Annotated in this window: 18 protein-coding genes; 4 read left to right on the forward strand and 14 right to left on the reverse strand. The window is 61.2% G+C overall.

Annotation, left to right across the window (positions count from 1 at the left end; translation table 11 throughout):
- Position 1: 1 nt before the first annotated feature.
- The 6 genes from YWC_RS0105580 to YWC_RS28435 all read right to left on the reverse strand — a co-directional run bounded on the left by YWC_RS0105580 (position 2) and on the right by YWC_RS28435 (position 6,992).
- A complete protein-coding gene (locus YWC_RS0105580) occupies positions 2-904 on the reverse strand; it encodes a glycosyltransferase family 2 protein (protein ID WP_027864484.1) in 903 nt (300 codons plus the stop codon).
- A 39-nt stretch (positions 905-943) separates the two neighbouring features.
- Positions 944-2,191 carry an O-antigen translocase gene (locus YWC_RS0105585; RefSeq protein WP_027864485.1) on the reverse strand — a complete coding sequence of 416 codons (1,248 nt, stop codon included), beginning with the start codon at positions 2,189-2,191 and terminating at the stop codon, positions 944-946.
- Complete coding sequence (locus tag YWC_RS0105590; RefSeq protein ID WP_027864486.1) at positions 2,192-3,304, reverse strand: DegT/DnrJ/EryC1/StrS family aminotransferase; 1,113 nt, start codon at positions 3,302-3,304, stop codon at positions 2,192-2,194.
- A gap of 24 nt (positions 3,305-3,328) precedes the next feature.
- Positions 3,329-3,751, reverse strand: a complete 423-nt coding sequence (locus YWC_RS0105595) for a sugar 3,4-ketoisomerase (protein ID WP_036213134.1) — start codon at positions 3,749-3,751, stop codon at positions 3,329-3,331.
- A gap of 67 nt (positions 3,752-3,818) precedes the next feature.
- On the reverse strand, positions 3,819-5,051 hold the full coding sequence (locus YWC_RS28430) for a GumC family protein (protein ID WP_051306244.1): 1,233 nt from the start codon (positions 5,049-5,051) through the stop codon (positions 3,819-3,821).
- A 39-nt stretch (positions 5,052-5,090) separates the two neighbouring features.
- Positions 5,091-6,992, reverse strand: coding sequence for an SLBB domain-containing protein (locus tag YWC_RS28435; RefSeq protein WP_084416319.1), 1,902 nt, complete (start codon positions 6,990-6,992; stop codon positions 5,091-5,093).
- An 894-nt stretch (positions 6,993-7,886) separates the two neighbouring features.
- Between YWC_RS28435 and YWC_RS28440 the strand changes: the two genes are divergently transcribed.
- Positions 7,887-8,480, forward strand: coding sequence for a GNAT family N-acetyltransferase (locus YWC_RS28440; protein ID WP_211238945.1), 594 nt, complete (start codon positions 7,887-7,889; stop codon positions 8,478-8,480).
- A 229-nt stretch (positions 8,481-8,709) separates the two neighbouring features.
- Here YWC_RS28440 and YWC_RS0105615 read toward each other — a convergent pair whose 3' ends face one another.
- On the reverse strand, positions 8,710-9,861 hold the full coding sequence (locus YWC_RS0105615; protein WP_027864488.1) for an MraY family glycosyltransferase: 1,152 nt from the start codon (positions 9,859-9,861) through the stop codon (positions 8,710-8,712).
- A gap of 249 nt (positions 9,862-10,110) precedes the next feature.
- Here YWC_RS0105615 and YWC_RS0105620 point away from each other — a divergent pair, with 249 nt between their 5' ends.
- Positions 10,111-11,301 (forward strand): hypothetical protein, encoded by a 1,191-nt coding sequence (locus YWC_RS0105620; protein WP_229413015.1) that lies wholly within the window; start codon positions 10,111-10,113, stop codon positions 11,299-11,301.
- Between the two features lie 122 nt (positions 11,302-11,423).
- Here YWC_RS0105620 and YWC_RS0105625 read toward each other — a convergent pair whose 3' ends face one another.
- The 5 genes from YWC_RS0105625 to YWC_RS0105645 all read right to left on the reverse strand — a co-directional run bounded on the left by YWC_RS0105625 (position 11,424) and on the right by YWC_RS0105645 (position 18,595).
- Complete coding sequence (locus tag YWC_RS0105625; protein WP_027864490.1) at positions 11,424-12,410, reverse strand: fumarylacetoacetate hydrolase family protein; 987 nt, start codon at positions 12,408-12,410, stop codon at positions 11,424-11,426.
- A gap of 158 nt (positions 12,411-12,568) precedes the next feature.
- Complete coding sequence (locus tag YWC_RS0105630; RefSeq protein ID WP_027864491.1) at positions 12,569-13,672, reverse strand: phospholipase A; 1,104 nt, start codon at positions 13,670-13,672, stop codon at positions 12,569-12,571.
- Positions 13,673-13,799: 127 nt separating this feature from the next.
- On the reverse strand, positions 13,800-14,813 hold the full coding sequence (locus YWC_RS0105635) for a cupin-like domain-containing protein (RefSeq protein WP_027864492.1): 1,014 nt from the start codon (positions 14,811-14,813) through the stop codon (positions 13,800-13,802).
- Positions 14,803-15,507: a SapC family protein gene (locus YWC_RS0105640; RefSeq protein WP_027864493.1), complete on the reverse strand. Its 705-nt coding sequence runs from the start codon at positions 15,505-15,507 to the stop codon at positions 14,803-14,805. Before YWC_RS0105640 ends, YWC_RS0105635 begins: the two co-directional genes overlap by 11 nt.
- 115 nt (positions 15,508-15,622) lie before the next feature.
- The gene (locus tag YWC_RS0105645) at positions 15,623-18,595 is read right to left on the reverse strand and encodes a TonB-dependent receptor (protein ID WP_229413016.1); all 2,973 of its coding nucleotides are present in this window, start codon (positions 18,593-18,595) and stop codon (positions 15,623-15,625) included.
- A 558-nt stretch (positions 18,596-19,153) separates the two neighbouring features.
- Between YWC_RS0105645 and YWC_RS0105650 the strand changes: the two genes are divergently transcribed.
- Positions 19,154-20,419, forward strand: coding sequence for an ROK family transcriptional regulator (locus tag YWC_RS0105650; RefSeq protein ID WP_027864495.1), 1,266 nt, complete (start codon positions 19,154-19,156; stop codon positions 20,417-20,419).
- A gap of 105 nt (positions 20,420-20,524) precedes the next feature.
- Here YWC_RS0105650 and YWC_RS0105655 read toward each other — a convergent pair whose 3' ends face one another.
- A complete protein-coding gene (locus tag YWC_RS0105655; protein ID WP_027864496.1) occupies positions 20,525-21,238 on the reverse strand; it encodes a pseudouridine synthase in 714 nt (237 codons plus the stop codon).
- A 312-nt stretch (positions 21,239-21,550) separates the two neighbouring features.
- On the opposite strand from YWC_RS0105655, the gene YWC_RS0105660 reads away from it, so the two are divergent.
- Positions 21,551-21,829: a hypothetical protein gene (locus YWC_RS0105660; protein WP_027864497.1), complete on the forward strand. Its 279-nt coding sequence runs from the start codon at positions 21,551-21,553 to the stop codon at positions 21,827-21,829.
- Positions 21,830-21,929: 100 nt separating this feature from the next.
- Here YWC_RS0105660 and YWC_RS33495 read toward each other — a convergent pair.
- Positions 21,930-22,188, reverse strand: a 259-nt coding sequence (locus tag YWC_RS33495) for a group II intron maturase-specific domain-containing protein (protein ID WP_371846083.1), incomplete at its 5' end; no start/stop codon positions are given.

Below are 22,188 nucleotides of genomic sequence, written 5' to 3' on the forward strand. Positions count from 1 at the left end.
GTCAGTTCCGAACCTTGCGCAGCACGATTTTCGCGATCGAAGGAATCACGAACAGCATGCTGCCGCGATTCGAATTCCGCACAATGCTCCGAAATCCATCGATGTCACGGCTACGAACCGCAACCAGCAGGTAGAAACCGATTGCACTGCCGAGCGCGCGCTGCCGAAGGTCATCCGGTGCCAGCAACTCGAGCGTCTGCTTCACGATGTTGAACTGCTTTGCCAGGTTCTTGTAGCTGTTCGTACCATGATGCCGGTAACGAACCACGTGGAACTCCGGCTTGAACAGAAAGTCCCGCTGGTGCTCGGGAAAACGGGTCAGCAGTTTTACGAACGTCGGGTAATCATCCAGTACAAGATTCCTGTCCCATCCACCGATCGTCCTGAGCGCCTGAGTACGGAACACTGTGGACTGAAGCAAGACGGGATTTGGATAATTCAGGAACAAATCGCGCCTGCGCTGATGGGTGTTCGCTTCGAAGAAAGAGCGGTGCCTCTGGCCATATACGGGGGTCGGCGCCGCCTCCGAATCGCTGAAGAAATTTTCGCCGCCGCCGATACAGAACTGGTAAGACGGGTCGGATTGGAGCTGCTCCAGGCATTGCATTATCCCGCGGCCTTGCGGGATGTCATCGGACGCAACGAAATAGACGAAATCCGTTTCGGTCATCTCGAGGCCCAGATTAAGCGAAGAGATCAATCCGCTGTTTTTTTTGCAGACTAGCTCGATACCCTCGTCAGGATGCCTGTCCATGTACGAACGGACCACGCCCGCCGTCGCGTCGGTCGAACCGTCATCGATGACGATGATCCGCCTGCCGCCGACTTCTATCGCACGCGCTGCGTCAAGGCAGTCGGCGATAAAACGCTCATGGTTGTACGAAGGAATGACGATAGTAAGCATCTTGTTTTGAAATCAGGGCAAAAAAGAACAGCTCGCCGCTTAGCGCGGGAAGAAGCGCTGAATGGCGACAGCCATCGTCAGCCAGTAGAGGGCGTAATTGGCAGCGTGAGCGATCGCGACTCCCTCGATACCAAACATGCCGGTCAACAGCCAGGTCAGGCCGAAGAATCCGGCTGCAAAAATTACTTCGGTAATCATGAAAAGCTTGAACATTGCTTTTCCGAGCATCACGTAAGATAGTATCCAGCCACCAATCTTGAGTGTATCTCCGATCATTTGCCAAGCGAACAGATCGCGCATTGGCGCGAATTCTCTGGTAAAAAGAACCGGAATAATCTGGTCCCGCAAGAGGTAGACAGCAAGCCCGCTGGCTGCGGCAAACGGCAGGACGACTTTATACCCCCGTACGATCTCCGCTTTCAGCTGGCTCCACTGGCTGATTTCCGCGAACCTCGGCAGGTAATACACGCTGAGCGTCGTCGTGACCAGCATCAGGTAAGCAGCGCTCAAGCGCCATGTTGCCTCCCACAGGCCGGCCGCCTCCCATCCCAGCGTTTCGCCAAGATGGTTCCGGACCAGGATATGACTCATTGGTACGCACACCGCTGACGTCACTGCCATCGCTGCGTACTTCGCAAGATTGACCGCAGTCTTTCTATCTACTCGTCCGAACAAGACGTCATATTTGAACCACGATGCCTTTTGGCATAGGAACAGTGTGATGAAAAACGCGATCGACTGGTAGATCGCCAATGCAACGAGCGCGCCATACAGACCGAGGCCATACACCATCACTGCGGTCACGATGAGTGCGAAGATGCTGCCAGCAATATTCGCAAAAACGTAACTACGGAGCTCCTTCTTGCCATTCAGGATCGCCAGCAATAGGGTATTGAACGCGAGCAGGACCAGCGTTGCCGCAAACCATAGAAACACCCCGGCATAACTCTCCTGTTTGAGGAAGAAAACGGCAAGTTCCTTGCTGTACAAGGCGATAACCGTGCTTCCCAGAATGGAGCCTGTCAAGGTGATCGTTCCCGCGGTGCGCCAGAGTTGCCGCTGCGCTACTTCGTCCTCCGCATATTCGGCGGTGTATTTGGTAACGCCAACGCTGATCGCGCCGCTGGTAAACGTGGTCATCATCTGCACGGCATTCTGAAACTGCCCCAATGCACCGTAACCTGCTGGGCCTACGAAGATCGAGAGGATCTTGTTAATCCCGAGCATGGTCAGCATTTTGATGACGACTGCGAGGCCGTTCCACAGCCCCGTTTTGATCAAGGTCATTTAGCCAGGACGATGTTCGTTGGCGCGCAGGATAGCAGCGCAGACTACGTCGACCTGCTCATTCGTCATCGTCGGCCCTATCGGCAGACTCAGGATTTCGCGGTGAATCGCTTCGGCTACCGGGAACGTGCCTTTACCAAGGTTCAGCTCGGCATATGCGGGCTGCAGGTGCGGGGGCACGGGATAGTGAACCATGGTCGCGATGCCGTCGGCCGCCAATTGCTCAGCCAGAGCGTCGCGTTGCGGATGACGAATAACGAACAGGTGCCATACCGGGTCAGCCCACTCGGGTACGGCCGGGAGCACGATACCGGCTGCCTGGAGCTTGTCCAGATAGGCGGCAGCAATCTCCGACCTGCGCTTGTTGGCCGCGTCCAGATCCTTCAGCTTTACGCGCAGAAGGGCCGCCTGCAACTCATCGAGGCGCGAGTTATAGCCGGCAACTTCGTTGTGATACTTCTTTTGCGAACCGTAGTTCCGCAGCACGCGAACGGCCTGCGCAAGTTCCGGGTCATTGGTGGTGATGGCACCGCCGTCACCCAGCGCACCCAGGTTCTTGCCCGGATAGAAGCTGAATGCTGCCGCATCACCCAACACGCCGACGCGGCGCCCTTTATAGAACGCGCCATGCGCTTGGGCTGCGTCTTCGATCACTTTCAATCCATGACGAGCGGCGATCTCGTTGATGGGGTCCATATCCGCCGGCTGGCCGTAAAGGTGCACCGCGATGATGGCCTTGGTACGGGGCGTGATCGCCGCTTCGATCCTGGCGGGATCGATATTGTAGGTCGACGCATTCGGCTCGACGGGTACGGGCGTCGCGCCGCAGTGTGAAGCTGCCAGCCAGGTGGCAATGTAGGTGTTGCTTGGAACGATGACCTCATCGCCAGGCCCGATCCCATACGCTTTCAAGATCAGGAAAATGGCGTCCAGACCATTGGCAACGCCAATCGTATGTTTCGCCTCGCAGTAGGCCGAAAACTCCTGTTCGAAACTTTCAACTTCACGGCCAAGGATGTACCAACCGGAATGCAGGACGCGGCTGAATGCGGCTTCAAGCTCGGCGGCATGCGTCAGGTTGGTTTCTTTTAAGTCGAGGAATGGAATTTGCATGGAAATCACTGATAAAAATAATAATTACAAAGCCGACGCTCGCGCCTCGTGGGCGATCTTCACGAACTCTGCGTGCTCATGGTAGTAGTCGGCCGGATCGTACACGGTGGAGGCAAGAACAAGGCAGACTGCTCCCGACGAGAAGTTATCCACCTCTCGCCACATCATTTTCGGGATGTACAAGCCATGGTAGGAGCGGTTCAAATGCACGGTCTTCCGTTCGAAGCCGTCGTCGACGATCACGTCGAAGCTACCCGACATGGCAATAATCACCTGCTGAAGTTCCTTATGACCGTGACCAGCCCGGGAAGACCCGCCGGGGACGTCATAGAGGTAATACACTCGCTTGATATCAAAAGGGATATGGACACCGCCCTCGATCGCGGAAAGATTACCGCGTGGATCGGAGTATTTGGGAATGTCCAGCAACTGGCACTTTGACAACATAAAATTCCTTTAAAAATTTTCCCTTGGACGCGATGGCGCTGCCACAAGACGATGGAAGAATGCCGGGTCAGACGGCTGGACGACGCCGCTTCCAGGCGTCGGCAAGGCGCTGCCACCGTTTGTTACTGTCGGGATCGCGGCGTGAACGCTCATAGCCCTCCAGAATGAACGCAAGCAGAATTCCCAGCATCCCTCCCCCGATGACCCCGGCGATCGTAATCGTCCCGCGACGGGGTTTTGATTTCTTCTCGGCCGGAATCGCTTTATCCAGAAGCTGGATCATCGACGAGTCTTCGGCTTCGTCGATCTTTGCCAATTCGAATTGTTTGGCCAGCAGTTCAAAGATGGTTTCGTAGTATTTGACGTTGCGGACTCCGCGCACATATTCAACGCCGGCTTCCGGAATCCGTCCCGTTGGAATCATGAAATCGCCCTCGCGCGTCGGCTGCTTTTTTTCCATTGCGGCCAGTTGTGCACGGAGGGAACGCAGCTCTTCCTGGGTTTGCAACATCTGGGGATTTTGTCCAGCAGCAAACGTCCGCATCGCATTCAACTGCACCTCTTTGGCAGCAATCGTTCCACGCAACTGAGCGACGGTGGTAATAATCGTGCCGACCTGGGCCGACGGCTGGATCAGGCCGGTTTTTTCCTGGGTTTTCCGCAGGTCGACTTCAGCATTGGCCAACTGATCCTTCGCATCCTTCAACTGCTTTTCGAAGAACGCGCGGCGCTGCGATGCTTCAGTGATCGCAAGCGTTTGGGTCAGTTGCGCCAACTCGTCGACATAAGCGTTCGCCAGTTGCGCCGCGAATACCGGATCCTCATCGATAACCTTGATCGAAATAAGCCCGTCCTTCTTACCGGTACTGATTTCGCTACGCAGAGACAATTCCTTGCGGGTCTCGTCCATGGTCTCTTCTTCGTACCGTTCCTTGAGTTTGTACTTGACGATGAGTTTGTCAGCGATCGAACGACTTTGCAGCATGCCGATATAAAGGTCGTTCGGAGTCTTCAAACCGCCGAGTCCGCCTGCAGCGCCTGCCAGTCCACCCAACTGTCCCAAGACGGCTGCAACCCCCGAACTTTGTTGCTTCTGGGGTGGGAGCACCTTGGCAGTACTTTCAAAGACCGGCGTGATCAGGAAGGTGGCGGCCAGCGCCAACGCACCAATGACAACAGGTGCTCCGAGTACGAACCCCCTGTGCCGTGCCAGCACAGTCAACAGGTCGAGCAAGTGGATATCCTCGCTGGCAACGGCATTTGCAGTTGGAGTTTTAGCTAAGAGTTGTTCAGACATCATTTACTTTCGGGCAGTTCGCGGGGCGCGCAGCCCCTTACTTTAGTTTTGCAGGACTTTCAGGCCAGCGGCACCTAAACCGAACTGGTAGAAGATTGCAGTCCATTCCTTGAGGGTTTGGCGCCAGTTGCTTCGATCGATCTTCTCGGGGACGACGATAGTATCGCCAGCGTTGAGCTTCGTGCCACCCACCCGGTTGAGCCAGCCAAGCTTGCTTCCGCTTTGCGCGGTGCCGTCGGCACGGATGATGTACACCTCGGAGGTATCCGAGGTCGCGGTTTCGCCACCGGCCATGCTGATGTAGTCGTTCACGACGCGGTTCGGCTTATAAATGAAAGAATTTGGCTGGAATACCGCTCCCAGCACGTCGACCGTGCCTGGTTTACGGGGCACGACGATGTTGTCGCCGTCCTGCAGCGCCAGATCGGGCAAATGCTTGACCTCGGCACTGCCGCCTTCCAGCTCCAGCACAATACGTCCCTCGGCTTTGACCGAGCGGAGTTTTTCGGCAATACGCCGCTGCCTTTCGAGTTCGACAGTTTGCAGCGCGACAGCATCCTTGTCAGCCGTTGCACTAAGCCGCGCCAAGCTGGATGATTCGATGTCGCGTTCGAAACGCTCAGCAACCTCGTCGAGTTTCTGCTGCTGCCTCTGCCGGAGAGATTCACGCTTCAGCTGGATACCATAGACATAACCATTGGCCGTGGTTCCACCGATGCGGACCATCAGTTCACGAAGCGTCTCTCCCTTACGGAGCTCGAATATTCCGCTCTGCTTCACTTCGCCAGACACTCGGACATACTCATGCTGCAGTTGAGCTTGCACAGCGACCGAGGCCGGAGCGAAAACGCGGATTACATCGGTAGGCTGGACAGGGATACCTGCGAGTTTATTTGCGTAACCCTGGTCGGCCACAAACTTCGTCATGGTCTGATAAACGTTATTGACGGTCTTCTCGACGATAATCTGCTTTTGTTGTGCCGACGAGTCGATGCCTCCTGCCCACGCAATCACATCAGCCAGAGAAGACTGGCCTTTCATCTCGAAAATCGCAGGAGTTTTTACGTTACCGGTGAGTGCGACCAGCGGCCCGGTTTCCGGAATGTAGATGACGTCGCCGTCGCGCAGCGAAAGGTCACCGCTCTTGTCGCCACGTACCAGCATGTCGTACAAGTCGAACGTGCCTACCGTCGAACCGCCGCGTTTGAGCTGGATGTTGCGCATCGAACCTGCCGCGCTTGGGCCACCGGAGGTGAACACCGCATTCAGCAGCGTGCTCATCGAATTGAGCGTATAAGTGCCGGGTCGCACGGCGTGACCGACGACATAGATTTGAAGCGCGCGCGTCTGTGAAATGCTTGCGGTCAGTTCAAAATTGCTGAAAATTCGACCGATTGCCTGCTTGAGGTGGCCCTGCAAATCACGGTATTTGATTCCCGCGACTTTCACTGCCCCAACTTGCGGGATATAAATCGAACCGCCCCGGTCGACCGTGGCGGTGACATCGACATTGATCATGCCCCAGCCGCGAATCTGCAATTCATCGCCAGCCCCAATCACATAATCGCCATTCACCTGCGCTGCATCGAAAGGCGCAAATGTGGTTGGAACGTCGGTGAATAGCTCCTTGCCGAAGATCTGCAGCTTCGCCCCAGTTACAGTGTTCACATATTCACCGAACACATCTGCAACCACCGCAACTTTCGCAGGCCGCTTCTCCATTTGCTGCTGTTGCTGATTGCGCGACTCAGGGCGTGCATTGACAATATTCGGAAGCCTCGGCGACTGGCTTTGCTCAGCAGGCACAAAAGCTTCTGGACGCTCGTTGGTGCTTTGCACTTCTTGAGCGATTTGCGCTTGCGCAATTCCGCCCAACGATCCAAGCAAGAATGCTGCAGCGGCTATTTGTTTCAGTACGGTAGCGACGGGAGAATTTTTATCCATGTCTTTGGTGAACTTACTAATTATTAATCCAGTATGCTTAAACGGATATGATCGGGTGTCGGCGCGGAAGTAAAACCAGCACGCGAAGTTCCGGAGCGATCCGAGGCAGAATTCGTATGTATGAGATCGGTAAGGGCTGCGACAAGTACGGAACAAGCGTTCAACATCGCAGCCACGTGACAAAATGCAAACACAGCGGTAGTGGTCTAGAGGCCACCTGAACACGGCCTTGTCTAGTTGCCAAGCGGCACTATCGCACGCACAAAACCCAAGATATTAACATTGATGACGCAGCGCAAGCACCGCGGTCGCAAATATGCGACGAAATAAACCTTGAACACAGGCTTACTTGAGACTCCAGCATGCTTGTCGCATAACAATCTACAAGCCTCGGACCGCGAGAGTGGTCAGCCCTGCTCGATACAGTGGTAGATGGAGCGGACTGCAGAGCCAGCAGCTAACGTCTGGCTGTCTCGTGGCGACGGCAGGACGCGTGTACATACGCATGCTGCACTCCAGTGCATCCTCCATAGCGTTTCTGTAGAAGGCCAGCTCGGCTTGCTACCTTTCAATGGTGGCTGAACCCGAAGGATGCCCAAGCATACGAAGCTCGAGACAGGTTCTTGCCTACCAGGAAAGTCGAAAGCGGCAACTTCCTCGAAGAAAACGTCGCCAGAACATCGTGGAGTGCGCTAGAATTTCGCCCTATTAAATACAATTCTTCGCCATCCCAAGTCCGCAGGTTGCATGTTGCGAATTTTGTTCTACTGTGCAGTTCAAATATCTTCAGCCAGGCCGGAAAAGAATTCGGTTAACGTTGACACTTGGGACAGGGATTAAGGGCGCAACACACTGCTGTTTGAATGGCAGAATATTTTCGCAAGAATGGTTAAAATGAATGATTTAAAAGTGAAGGTGGCAATGGATAAAGCGCAGCAGGTTATGTCTGCTCCACCCTCGATCGAAATGCGCTTGGCCAGGCCAACCGACGCCGAGTACATTTATTCGTTGCGCATCGATCCCCAATTCAACCAGCATCTTTCGGCGGCACCTCCAAGCGTGGAAGCCCAGGCAAAGTTCCTAGAAGGTTACGTCACCCGCGAAGCCCAGGGCCTGGAGTATTATTTCATCGTAAAAAACAAACTGACTGGCGCAGACTGTGGCACGGTTCGGATTTACGACCTGCGTGAAGATAGCTTCTGCTGGGGAAGCTGGATTCTTGATTCCGACAAGCCACGACTAGCGGCGTTGGAATCTGCGCTTTTCATTTATGATTTTGGATTTGGTGTGCTCGGCTATCCGGCTAGTCATTTTGACGTGCGGAAAGAAAATACTCGGGTAATCGCCTTCCACGAGCGCTTCGGAGCACAGCGTGTAAGCGAGGATGACATCGACGTATTCTTCAAACTTCGCCGCGAAGATCTCGGAGCTAAACTCGGTGACTTGATGGCAACAAGTTCTTACTCTCCCGTGTTCCTGACTGCCTGATTAATTAATTTGTGCGTGCACATCCGGTCGTAGCCGGCCTTTCCCGCGCACAAATTTTTTTTGCCGAGTTCTCTCATGGACTCGGCCAACACAAATTACACCGCCAAGGCAGTTGGCCGCACAAGCATACACACTCCCCACTTGCGCTAACGCCCCCCTGTTCATCCCTCCAATACGTGGACACCGAGCCGTGAGCGGGATGACGGCGCGTCAGCTGTGCAGCAGGGATTCACAGCCCGCGCTGGGCCAGGGGCGCATCGGGTTGCCCCAATACGGCAGCGGGCAGCGGATCGCTGCGCTTGATACGCCGCCGCCTTGCCCACCACGCCGAAACCACAAACGCATACACCGACAGATACAGCAGGAAACTTGCCAGCACGCCCTGCAACAGCGCTTCCGGCACGGCCGCAAAGCGTACCGCCATCATGGCCGGCACCAGCGCCACCAGCCAGGACACGGGCGACACGCAGGCATTGCGCAGCGGCGCCGGCAGCCCGCGCAGGAAGCGCGCCACGATCGCGGTCTTGACCAGGCTGTGCAAGTGCCAGCTATCTGGATGACCGGGATGACGGCGGCACCACAGGCGGCGCAAGATAGTGAACACGGTCTCGAACACCGGATAGCCGCATGCCAGCAAAGGCGCCCAGGGCGACACCAGTGGATTGCGGTACACCAGCATCACCGACAGCCAGGCCAGCAGGAAGCCGAGCAGGTAGGCGCCGCCATCGCCAAGGAACAGTTTACCGAAGGGGAAATTGACGACGAAGAAGCCGGCGGTCACGGCGCATATCACGAAGCACAGTTGCGCCAGGTTGGCGTCGCCGGCGTCCTGGGCGATGATGCCGAGCGCCGCCATGCCGATCAGCACGGTGCCGCTCGCCAAACCGTTGAAGCCGTCGATGATATTGACCGCGTTGGCCACGCCGCCCACCGCGACGGCGGTGAACAGGACCGATGCCGGAAGCCAGGTCAGCATCATGTCGAGCGGACCAATGCCGATGTGCAGCAGGGTGACCCCGGTCAGACCCCAGCAGCACACGCCACTGGCGATGGTGGCGAACAGGCGCGCCCGCACCGAGACCTTGCGCGTCAGGTCTTCAGCCAGGCCGAACACGAAGGCCGGCATGGCGGCCACCAGCACCGGCAACAGCAGTTCCTGCTGCGCTGCAGGCAGGACGCCGAGCGACAGCCACAGGCCCAGCATGATGGCGGCGCCGCCGACGCGGGGCGTCGGGGTAATGTGGAATTTCTGCACGCCGTGCGTCGCGTCCAGCGAAAAGCGTCCATGCCAGCGCGTCGTCAGGACGAGCAGCAGCGAACAGGCTAGCGACGCGGCGAAGCCAAGCTCGAGGGCAGTCAATGGCAAATTAATAATACTCATAGAACCACTTTGTTAACTCGTCAATTCTATCGCATTTCTATTTAGCCAACGCCTAATCGTGTTACAGACTGTTTCCTTGCTAGACGCTGTAAGTTATTGATCTTTCAAGAACAATCCGGCGATTCTAGGGATGTTGACGTCTAACAATCAACCGTCCTGAAACTTCTCCTACTATTTCCGGACAATTCGTTACATCTTTATTCTTAGCAATTATCCTTGCTGAATAAACCCAAGGATTCGGGAGCCGGCATGGCCTTCACCCGCGGTATCGAACGTTCTTGCTCTGCCCTCTTTCTTTATTTCTTCCTGTTTTGCCTGTTGCTTGCCGTCCCCGCGGCAGACGCACATGCCCAATCCGCAGCCGACCTGGCCGAGCTCCGCACCCGCCAGCTCGAGGCCGAGACACGCCAGGCCCTTGCCGAAGCCGAACGCGCCGAACTGCTGGCGCGCCTGCCGCTAGCCCAGTCCAAGCCGCTGGCAGGCAGCGTCGACACCCGCCAGTTCGGCGCGGCCGGACTGGTACGTGCCTTCGACCTGGCGCGCGAGCTTGCAACAACCCTGTGTGCCCGCCTGCCGGCCGGCCGCACCGCCGCCCTCTACGATCCGGCCACGAGCCAGGGAATGGTGGCGGCGCGCAGCGTCGACAGCGCCCTCACCCGCTTTTCCGGCGATATGGCCGAGCGCAACAAGGCCTTGCAGCGCTACCTCGACACCCAGCGCCCGCCGGGCTCCGGCGCGGCCGCGCTGCCGCTGGCCGTGCTCACCATCGTGCCGGCCACGGTGCGCGCGGGCGCCGACATCGCCGCCCTGCTGCGCAGCGACGTGAGCGCGACCGGGATCGGCTATGGCGAAGGGGCGCGCAGCCTGTTCGCCAGCGCCCTGGCGCAAACCTGTCCCGAGCGCATCAGCGGACTCGGGGGCGGCTACCTCGGCGAACTCGACTGGGCACGCTACGAAAAACTGCTGGGGCGCCTGAATGCCCTCGCCGTCCACCGCGCCACCTACGCCCAGCGCATCGCCGAGCTGCAGGTGCTGCTCGATGCCGCCAAGGGCGAGCAGAAGAAGGAAATGGCGGCAGTCAGCCAGGCGGCGCTGGCGCAGCTGAAGGTGGTGGACGCCTTCGTCGACTCGCTCAAGGCCGGCGAAGCCAGCGACAGGAGCCCGCTGTTCAATGCCACGCGCTTCCTCGGCTACAGCGAGCGCACTGCCGGCAGCCTGGTGCTCGACGCGGAGCTGCGGCTGGAAGGCATGAGCATCGTGAAGGAAAACCTGTTCACCGGCCAGCATCTGCGCCTGTCGGGCGTGGCCTTCCTCTGGTACCGGCTGCACGAGCCGGACGGGCGGCTGCTGGCGGCGGAGGTGCTGCGGCGGATCAGCAGGCCGGTGGAGGTGGATTTGCGTGGAGAGGGGGCGCCGGATTCATTTTGGTCCGATCGCTGATTTCGTAGGGTGGACGGCTTTGCCGTCCGCGCGTTCAAATCGTGGATGAATAGTGTCGCGGCTAATCGTCAGCCGGTTGAACGCGCGGTCGGCGAAGCCGACCACCCTACCAACCCAAGCCGTCAGCGTTCCAGCCGCTTCACCGCCTGCTCGATCGCCCCAAAAATCGACTTGCCCTTCTCATCCAGCATCTCGATCCGGATGGTGTCGCCGAAGCGCATGAACTGGGTAACCGGCTCGCCGAACTCGATGCTCTCCAGGCAGCGCTGCTCGGCGATGCAGGAATAACCCTTCGACGTATCCTTGTTCGACACCGTGCCCGAGCCGACGATGCTGCCGGCGCGCACGTTGCGGCTCTTGGCCAGGTGCGCGATCAGCTGCGGGAAGTTGAAGACCATGTCCGTGCCGGCATCCGGCTGCCCGACCAGCCTGCCGTTCCAGCTTGATTTCAGCGGCAGGTGGACCTTGCCGCCGCGCCAGGCATCGCCCAGCTCGTCCGGCGTGACCGCCACCGGCGCGAAGCTGGTTGCCGGCTTCGACTGCAGGAAGCCGAAACCCTTGGCCAGTTCGTCGGGAATCAGGTTGCGCAGCGAGACGTCGTTGGCCAGCATGAGCAGGCGGATCTGGCCGTGCGCCGCGTCGGGCGTCGATCCCATCGACACGTCGCCGGTGACCACGGCCACCTCGGCCTCGAAGTCGATGCCCCACTCTTCATGCGCCAGCACGATGTCGTCCATCGGACCGATGAAGTCATCGCTGCCGCCCTGGTACATGAGCGGGTCTTGCCAGAACGAGGCCGGCATCTCGGCCTTGCGCGCCTTGCGCACCAGTTCGACGTGGTTGACGTAGGCCGAGCCGTCGGCCCACTGGTAGGCGCGCGGCAGCGGAGACATGCATTTGGCCGGGTCGAAGTCAAAGGGACGGCGGGCGTGTCCTTCGTTCAACAGCAGGTACAGGTCTGCCAGCTGGGGCGCGATGAAAGCCCAGTCGTCGAGCGCGGCCTGCAGGGTGGGCACGATGCCGTCGGCGACGTGGGCGGTCTTCAGGTCGCGCGAGACGACCACCAGCATCCCGTCGCGGGTGCCGTCCTTGAGGGTAGCGAGTTTCATATCAAGCGGGCTCTATCTGGAAACCCGCTATTGTAGTTCGTAGGGTGGACCGGGGCGCGTAGCCGGCTATGCCGTCCGCGCGTCCAAATTATGGACGCGCAGTCGCAACGCATGTTGGAGCTGAACGCGCGGACGGCGAAGCCGTCCACCCTACAACATCAATAGCGCACCACCACGCCGGCGCCGATGGTGCGCTGGAAGTAGTTGTAGTCGATCAGGCTCTGGCCATAGCCCGAGAACCAGTGCACATAGCCCTTGAGCGGACCGGCCAGCGGGAAGGCCCAGCCGAGCTGGGTCGCGCCCTTGCTGGTCGAGAGGTTACGGCGCAGCATGGCGGTGAACTCGTGGCCGTCCATCCGGTAGGTGCCGGACAGTTCGGCGCGGCCCATGTAGTCGATGATGTCGGGGTTGTCGTCGTCCTCGAACCGCTCGTTCAGGCGCTTCCACACGCGCGCCGTCATCGAGAAGCGGCCGCGCTCGATGCCGACCTGGGCATAGAGCCGGTTCCAGCTGCGCGACAGGGTCGAGGTCTGGCCGTTCGACTGGTGAACCAGGCCCAGGTTCAGGTACTTCAGGTTGGCGCCGAAGATGCTGTAGTTCAGCGGCGTCACCACCATCACCTCGGGCTGGTAGTTGGTCTCGCGGAAGGGGCTGGAAGCCTCGCTGTTGTCGGCCTGCCAGAAGCTGTTCTGGGTGTATGCCAACCAGACGTCGATCGGCAGCTCGAAGGCCGTCTCGACCGCCTTCATCTTGAAGCCGAGCTGGTACTGCAGTTCGGCGTGCGACAGCTTGCCGGTGAAGTCGGCCGCGCGGAAGGGTTGGTAGGGCGCCTCGTTGGGGCGGTGGGTACGGGTCGCGATCAGGTAGTTCTGCCGGTGCGGGCGGAACACGAAGATGCCGCGGCGGTGCTTCTCGTTCAGTTCCCAGTGCGAGTCCATGGTGTACTCGGCGGCCGCTTCCACCGCCGGATCGACCGAAGCGGCCGGGTTCGGCTGCGGCTTGGCCGGGAACGCGGTCGGCTGCTGGCCGGGAACGGCGGCGACCTCCGCCCCCTGGGCCGGCGCGGCAAGGACGGCGGGTGCGGCGGGCGTGGCGCCATGGGCCGCGGCCAGGCTATCGAAACAGGCCAGGCGCTCCCGGGTGTCGACCAGCCTGGTGCAGTCGGCCAGTTGCTGGGTTACCGTTGGAGTCGCTTGCTGGGCGAAGACTGGAGTGGCGAGCAGGACGGGCAGCAGGGCTGCGGGAATCTTCTTCAAATGCATGGGCTTTCTTCGAAAACGGCTGTGCGGACGCAATGACAGGGGCAAGCGTGCCCGTGACATGACGGTTTGTCAACAGCAGTGTCGCGGAAAACCCGGGATGATGGCGCACTGTTTGCAGCCGCCCACCCTACCGGTTCAGCCTGTTCAGCAGCTGGATGCGCAGCGCACGGGCGCCATCGGCGTCCAGCGGGGCCAGCATGCGGCGCGCCCGGGGCGGAATATGGGCGGCCTCACTACCATCGCTTTCGAAGACGTAGTGGCGGAACAGCTCCTGCCAGGCGCGCCGCTGGGCGGGCGGGAGCTCGCGCATGGTGAGCAGCGCCAGCATCAGGCTGCTGACCGGCGAATCCATGTGCGGCGCCGACTGGCGCCACCAATAGTTGACCAGCGCATTGAAAGGCGCGAGCGCCTCGATGTGGTGCCACCACATCGAAGGAATGAAGAGCGCGTCGCCCGGCCCCAGTTCGGCCGACCGGGCCTGCTCCATGGCCTGCGCGAAGCGCGGGAAGCGCTCCAGGTCGGGCTTGGCGAAGTCGACCAGGCTGATCGCCTGCCCGGCCGGGGTGAAGTCGAGCGGCCCGATGTACAGGTTCGACACCTGCTCCGGCGGGAACAGCGTGAAGCGGCGCCGGCCCGCGGCCACGACCGCGATGTTGTCCGGTACGTCGTAGTGGGCGGCGATGCGCGAGCGGTTGCCGATCCAGATGCTCACCAGCGGCACGCGCCCGCCCAGGTCGAGGTCGTTCTCGGAACGGAAGCCCGGCAGGTAGTGGTCGATCATCGTCGAGCCGACGTAGACCGAGGGCGGGCGCACGTCGTCCTTGTGGTCTTCCAGTTCTTCCAGCACCTTGTCGAGCGGCGCCTTGATGGCGGCGTAATTGAAGCCGCTCAGGTCCTCGTTATAAAAATAGCGCCCCGCCATCTCGGGCGCGCCCAGGAAGGCCAGCACCTGCTCGCCGCGGTAGAAGCGGCGCAGGTAGGCGCCCGCTTCCTGCTGCGAGGCGCGCGCCCTGGCGACCATCGGCCAGCTTGACGCCAGCCCGCGCAGCACCACGGGTTCGGTCGAGGTCAGCAGTGCGTCGCTGAGCACGCCCGGCACGCTGCCGTCGAGCTCGCGGATCGGCGCGGGTTCAGGCAGCATGGCGCCGCTCCCTGCGTGCGATCAGGTCGCGGAAGTTGGCGAGCGAAGCCAGCGCCATGTAGATGGGCTCCAGGTGGCCGGCGCGGCTCAGTCGCTCGAGCGCGGCGCCCGGCAGCGCCTGCAGCCGCTCCTCGTTGATCGTGTAAAAGCCCGTCAAGCGGTGCTGCGATCCGTCGCTCAGTTCGATGTCGGCAACGAAGGATTCGAGCAGCGCGTGCTCTACCAGCGCGTCCACGAAGGCCGGCATGGCTTGCAGGCCCTGGTGCAGGGTCAGCAGCACCGAATGGATGCGTTCCAGGTAGGGGCTGGTGCCGCCATAGGGCAGGAACAGCTCCTGCCCCGCGGTCCGGCTCACGCGCGGGTGGTCGATGTCGATGTGGACGTTCAGTTCGTCGCCATGGCGGCCGATCAGGAAGGGCCGGCGTTCGATGTTCAGCGGGACGTAGTGGGCGTCCCAGCCTTGCGGGCCGAGGAACAGGTTCTCGCCGCTCTCGAAGCCGAACAGCGCCAGCGCCTCGTAGCCGGCGGCGTCGTTCGTGGCGCGAAAGACGATCGGGTAATGGGCCTGGACCTGGCGGAACTCCTGCGGGAATGTCAGGCTGAACATCACGTCGTCGCCGTAGGCGGCGCCGCGTTCGGCAATGACGCGCAGGTCCTTGTGTTCCAGGCTGTGCAGCAAAACGGATTGGTTCATGGTCTCCTCCGCCTTAAGTTTCGCATAGGCAAAGCCATGCGTGTCAAAAAAAAACAGGCCGCACGAAGACGGCCTGTCGGAAAGGCGGCAGCGGGTGCCGCCCGGCACCAAGAACTTAGAACTTGTAGCGGGCGCCCACCATGTAGCGGCGGCCGCCGGTCGATACCTGCAGCACCTGCATCTCGGAGCGGCCATGGACACGCTGGGTCGCATCGTTGACGTTGATCGCTTCCAGCGACAGGCTCAGGTTCTTGTTGACGTTGTAGCCGATCGAGAGGTCCAGCTGGCCGTAGGGCTCGACATAGCTCGGATTCGGCTTGCCGTTGTCGGCGGTCGAGGACAGGAAGCGGTCGCGCCAGTTGTAGGCTGCGCGCACCGACCAGTTCGTGTCTTCGTAGATACCGACGATGTTGGCCGAGTCCGACAGGCCGACCAGCGCGAACTGGTTGCCCACGCCCAGGTCGTCATAGGTCAGGCCCGACTTCACGTAGGTGTAGTTGGCCTGGAAGCCGAAGCCGTTGTTGAACATGTGTTGCCAGTTGACCTCCGCGCCCTTCAGGGTGTCGCCCTGCGAGTTGACCAGGGTGGACACCTGGTAAGGCAGCGCCGGATTGCCCGCGACCCCGGTGATCGTGCCCTGGGCCACGCCGGACGAGTTGTCGCCGGTGTAGGTCACGCCCGGCTGGCCGGCGTAATTGCGCAGGATGTAGTTGCGGATGCAGATCCGGTTCGAGACCGAGCAGCCGGAGGCCACCGCCGCATTCCAGTAGGCGCCGCCCACCGGCGTGGTCGCGCTCGGCGAACCCTCGGTGATCACGGTCGAACCCGTGTAGTCGGTCAGCTTCTTGTGGAACAGGCCCAGCGAGAGCATGCTCTGCTTGTTGTAGTACCACTCGGCCGACAGGTCCAGGTTCTTGGACTTGACCGGCTCCAGCGCCGGGTTGCCGCGGCTGACCGTCACGCCGGTGACGCTGGCGGTAGTGCCGTAGGTGCTGCCGCCGGCGATCTGGTCGTAGCGCGGACGGCCGATCGACACGCCATAGCTGGCGCGCACTTTCATGTCGGAGCGCGGCTCGATGTCCCAGTCGATGCTCGGCAGGAAGTTGTTGTACTTGCCTTCCAGCGTCTCGAAGGTCTGGGAACCGAAATCCACCGGCAGCTCGTTTTCCGAAATCCAGCGGATACCGGTCGGCACCTTGGTCAGGCCGGTCGACGAGACGCGGGTCTGCTCGTAGCGGAAACCGATCCCGGTGTGCATCGGCATCGCGGTGTCCCAGTCGGTGTTGAACTGTAAGTAGAGCGACTTGGTCTTCTCGATCGTGGTGCGGTCGTAGGCAGGGTTGGCCAGGCTCGGGGTGTAGCCGGCGCGGTCGCCGGTGATGGCGATGGCGGCATTGCGCACCGCTTCGAAATCGAAGGGGTGGATCTGGGTGAACAGGGCCGGATTGTCCGCGCCGCCCAGCTTGCTGAAGTAGTTGCGCAGGTTATCCGCGTGCCACATGTTCTGGTCGTAGGCGTTCGACGTGACCGGCACCGTGCCGCCCCAGGTATCGCGCTGCACCTGCTGGAAGACCGACTCGTTCTTGTTCTTGGTGAAGGCTGCGCCGAAGTTCAGGCCCGAGCTTTCGAACAGTTTCAGTTTGCCGCCCAGCTGGGCCTGGTCGAGCGTCATCTTGTTGCGGCCGTCCTGGAACCACGAGCCCGCGACCTGGTGCGGTCTGCCGATGAAATCGGCGCCCTGGATCGACAGCACCGGCATCTCGCTGGTGAAATCGGCGCGCGTAATGCCGCGGCTGAAGCTGGCGGTGGCCAGGTCGTTGTTGAAGCCGTAGGGGCTGTCCGACTTCGCTTCGGCCACCGAGTGGTGGGCGTCGACGCTCAGGGTCAGGTCCGGGGTGGCGCGCCACTGGGTGTTGAAGCCGAGCGAGTTCAGGGTCGAGGTGCGGGCGGAGTCGCCGCCGTTCATCGAGATGTCCTGGGGGCTGGTGTAGCGCTCTTCGTAGTACAGCGGCGAGGACAGCGGACCGCCGCTGAACTGGGCGCCCTGGATGTCCATGTTGTGGCCGAACCAGGCCGACAGCTCGCTGTAGCGGTGCTGGAGCTTGTTCTCGGCGAAGGTGTAGTCCAGGGTGGTGGTCAGTTCCTTGACCGGGCGGAACTGGAAGGTCAGCTGGCCGTTGGTGCGCTGGCGCTGGTAGCCGTTCATCTTGTACGACATGTTCTGTGGCGACAGGTACAGGTCGTTGCCGCTCGGCGGGTTCTTGATGTTGACGAAGTTCGGGTTGTTCGGCTGCGGGATCGCGCCGTCGCTCGTATCGCCCATCTTGAACGGGCCCAGCCAGCCGTTGATGATGGCGGCCGTGTTGATGCCCATGTTGCGTTCCTGGTAGCTGGCGCTGGCGGACAGGCCGAACATGCCGTCGTTCCAGGTATTGCTGTACAGGCCGGAGATTTCCGGGGTGGCCGAGCGCCTGGCCTTGTTCTGGTCGGGCAGGTTGTTGTTCGACTCGTCGTACATCACCTTGGCGCCGAAGCTGGCCTGCTTGCCGAGGTCGAGCGGACGTCCGGTCATGACGTTCAGGGTGGCGCCGATGCCGCCCGGGGTGACGTCGGCGCGCACGCTCTTGTACACCTGGATCTGCGACACCGCTTCCGCCGCCAGGTTGCTGAAGTCGAAGGCGCGGCCGGACTGGTCGCCCAGGTTCGCGGTCGGCATCTGGCGGCCGTTGAGCAGCACCAGGTTCAGGTCCGGGCCGACGCCGCGCACGGTGACCAGGGCGCCTTCGCCGCGGTTGCGGTCGATCGACACGCCGCTGATGCGCTGCAGCGCCTCGGCGAGATTGGTGTCGGGGAACTTGCCGATGTCGTCGGCCGCGATGCCGTCGACGAAGCCGTCCGAATTGCGCTTCAGGTTCAGCGTCGACTGCATGGCGGCGCGGATACCGGTCACGACCACGGTGTTGGCGGCGGTGGGGGGCGCGGTATTGGCCGGATCGGCCGCGTTGGCGACGGCTGCGGTGTTCGCTTCCTGCGCATGCGCCTGAGCGACCAGGGTAGCGCAGGCGCTCGCCACGGCAAGGGTGATCAAGCGACGTTTGGTACCCGGGTAGCGCGAATTACCCTTTTTTGGTTTGTGCAGCACTGTGTCTCCTCTCTTCTACAAATATGGCCGCGCCCGGGTGGGAACGTGCCGCTGGTGGTGTCATCGAAAACACCTGATTGGAACTTTGTAGTCGGGCCGTGTCCGTTGTGCCTTGTGCGACTGCTGCATCGCCTTGGCTTATAAATTGCCGCTCGGACTTTTTGTATTGACGAAAGAGTAAAGGCGATGTTTGAATTAGTCAATTCGTCGAACAAACGAACTGCGTGCTAAAACACCGTGAGTCAATACAAAAAAATTCATTCTGGATACGATCTAAGGGTCGCCGGGCCAGGTAATTGGCGCTGCCGGCCGTGTGCTCGAGGTGACTTATGAAATCGATTTCACAGCAAAATCAAGGACTTCGCGTTTTTTCGGATCAGTGATATTTCTGCAAGGAGGTGGTTATACTTGCAATGCTCCGTCCGGCCATGCATGCGCGTAAAAAATTTTTTGTGTTACTGCTGGTGTTGCATAATCTTCACACTCACTTACCTTTATTTATCCATGCCCGTCACCGGTGACCACCAATTACTCAAGCAACTCAACCGGATGGCCCTGGTGCGGCAGGTCAGCACCCAGCCCGGACTGTCGCGCGCCTCGCTGGCCGAGGTGCTGGGGCTGACCAAGTCGACGATCAGCATGCTGGTGCGCGACCTGGTGGACGAAGGCTGGCTGACCGAGCGCGAGCTGATCGCCACCGGCGAGGTGGGCCGGCGCGCGACGCCGCTACACCTCGATCCGGGCCGCCTGGCCCTGCTCGGCGCGGAGATCGGCGTGGACGAAGCGCGCGTGCTCGCCACCAACCTCCTCGGCGAAGTGCTCGACACGCGCGTGGTCAGCTACGACGACAGCGCCGACCCGGCCTCCTGCATCAAGCTGGTGGCTGGCGGGCTGGTACGGCTGGCGCGCCGGCTCGGACGCTCGACCGGCACCAGCGGCGCACGCCAGGTGCTGGGCATCGGCGTCGGCCTGCATGGCGGGGTGGACGAGACGCTCGGGATGCTGCGCTATGCGCCCCACCTGGGCTGGCGCAACGTCGACGTGGACAGCCAGCTGCACGCGCATTTCGCCGGCACGCCGCTGGAGGCCCTGCCGCTGTACATGCAGAACGAGGCGAACGTCGCGGCGCTGGCCGAATTCGAATTCACCGGGCAGTCGGGCACCGACCCGCTGGTCTACCTGTCGATCGGCTATGGCGTGGGCGCCGGCGTGATCGTCGGCGACAACCTGCTCACCGGCCTGAACGGTTTCGCGGGCGAAGTCGGGCACGCGATCCTGCAGTCCAACGGGCCGCGCTGCTCGTGCGGGCGCCGCGGCTGCGCGGACGCGCTGATCGGACTGGGCTCATTGCTGGGCGCCGAGAAGCCGAGCCGTGCGGCGCTCGAGCGGCTGTTCGAGAAGGTGGCGCAGGGACAGCAGCAGACCTGCGCGGCGGTGACCGCGGCCGGGGAACAGCTCGGGGTACTGCTGAACAATCTGTGGGCCGCCTTCGACCCGATGGCGATCGTCATCGGCGGGCCGGCGCTCAGCCTGGGGGATACCCTGATCGCGCCGGCACGCCGGGTGCTGGCCGGCTACGCCGATGCCGCGATGCTCAATGCGCCGGAGATCCGCACTTCGCGTTTCGGCGCGGATGCGGTTGCGGTCGGCGCCGCGGCGCTCGCGCGCCACCGGCTCACCCGGCCGCTCGACCTGCAGAGCATGGCGCGGCGGGTGGAAAAGGCGGGGCGCCAGGTGCGGCCGGCATATGGAGAGCTGGGCCTGGCGTAGGGTGGACGGCTTCGCCGTCCGCGCGCTCAACTCCCGTTTGAATGGATGCGGCGCTTACTATTCACCCACTGGTTGAACGCGCGGTCGGCAGAGCCGACCACCCTACTAGGGCACCAGCAGCGCCAGCTGTTCCGGCTCCAGGTAGCACCACTCCCCTTCCTTCAACCCGAGCGATTCCAGCGTCAGCCCGCCGATCTGCGAGCGGTGCAGCGCGCTACAATGGTTGCCCGCGGCCGCCAGCATGCGCTTGACCTGGTGGTACTTGCCCTGCTCCAGCACGATCTCGAGCAGGTGCTCGCCGCGCTGCACGCAGGATACCGCCTTGAGCGGCGCCGGCTCGTCGTGCAGCTGCACGCCGGCCAGCATCTGCTCGACCAGCGCATCGGTGACCGGCTCGGCGGTGGTGGCCTGGTAGACCTTGGGCACGTGGCGCTTGGGCGAGGACTGGGCGTGGATGAAGGGGCCGTCGTCCGACATCAGGAGCAGTCCGGTGGTGTCGTGGTCGAGGCGGCCGACCGGCTGCACCTCGCGCCACCCGAACTGCTCGGGCAGCAAAGTCAATACGCCGGGGTGGTGGCTCGGCTTGCGCGAGCACTCGTAGTTGGCCGGCTTGTACAGCGCAAGATAGAGGTGTTCGCGGTAGCGCCATTCCTCGTCGAACACGGTCAGCACCAGGTCCGTCGTATCGAAGCTGGCCTTGTAATTGTCTTCGACCGCGCCATTGACCAGCACGTCGCCGTCCTCGATCAGCGCGCGGCAGTATTTGCGGGTGCCGAATCCCTGCGATTGCAGGATGCGGTCCAGGGATAGTTTGCTCATGGGGCGCCACTTTAACAGAAGGGGCTGTCCCGACAAAGCACCGCCCGTGCCCCTTGCCCTGGCACTGATTACCCATTTGAGGTAAGTAATATTCCGACAGGTCTTCGGATGCTTCCGCACATTTGATGCGCGTCAAGCCTAGGAAGATTCTGATTGATAGACTTCAACGCGTTAGGAATCCACCTAATGACACGAGGATATCTTTACGGCATACGTCCTCGCCCAGACTGATAGGACAAGACCGTGCATACCGACGCGCAACCGACCGATGGAGTTCTTCCGCAAGCAGCCGATCCTGCCGAGCGGCGCCAGATGGCCAGATTCCATGCTGCCCTGTTCCCCACCCGGCTGGCGCTGTCGCGCTGGCAGCATGGTGGCCACATTCCCCACCTGCATCATGGTGGCACGTCGGACACGACGTGCGCCCTGCGTGCGGCCTGGTATGCCGCTGCCCGGCGCGATTTCCAGGCCTGGCTCGACCGCGGCGGCTTCAGCCAGTACGAGGATGTCTCCCGTGCGCTGCCCGCTGCGCGGACTGCCGGCCAGCCGGTGCGCGATGGCGATACCAAGCAGATCGGTACCTGCACGTAATTCCTGTCGGTAATTGGGATAGGGGCGGTCAGCATGCTGACCGGCCCCTCCCACACCACCCGGCATGCGGTTCCGCACCGGGCGGTTCGAGTAGTTGAGGTTAAGTGAGGCGAGGCATGCCAAGACGCTCAAAGTAGCCAATCGTCAGGACGTTGTTCAGGGCAAGCCTGCTGTTGCGCCACCAGCTGCGGTTGTTCCCCGCAACCAGAGCAGCGACTTTCGGCGTTGCCCCCAACTTTCGCAGCTCTCGATAGATGGTAGGCCCACATCGCCACTGTTTCAGGTGAATTGCACGTAGGCGGTGGCGCATCCATTTGTCCAGCTCTCGCAGGGCAGTCGGGGTTTGCGCCAGTCCGAAA

It is taken from the genome of Massilia alkalitolerans DSM 17462, assembly GCF_000427785.1.
Classification (GTDB): Bacteria; Pseudomonadota; Gammaproteobacteria; order Burkholderiales; family Burkholderiaceae_D; genus Telluria; species Telluria alkalitolerans.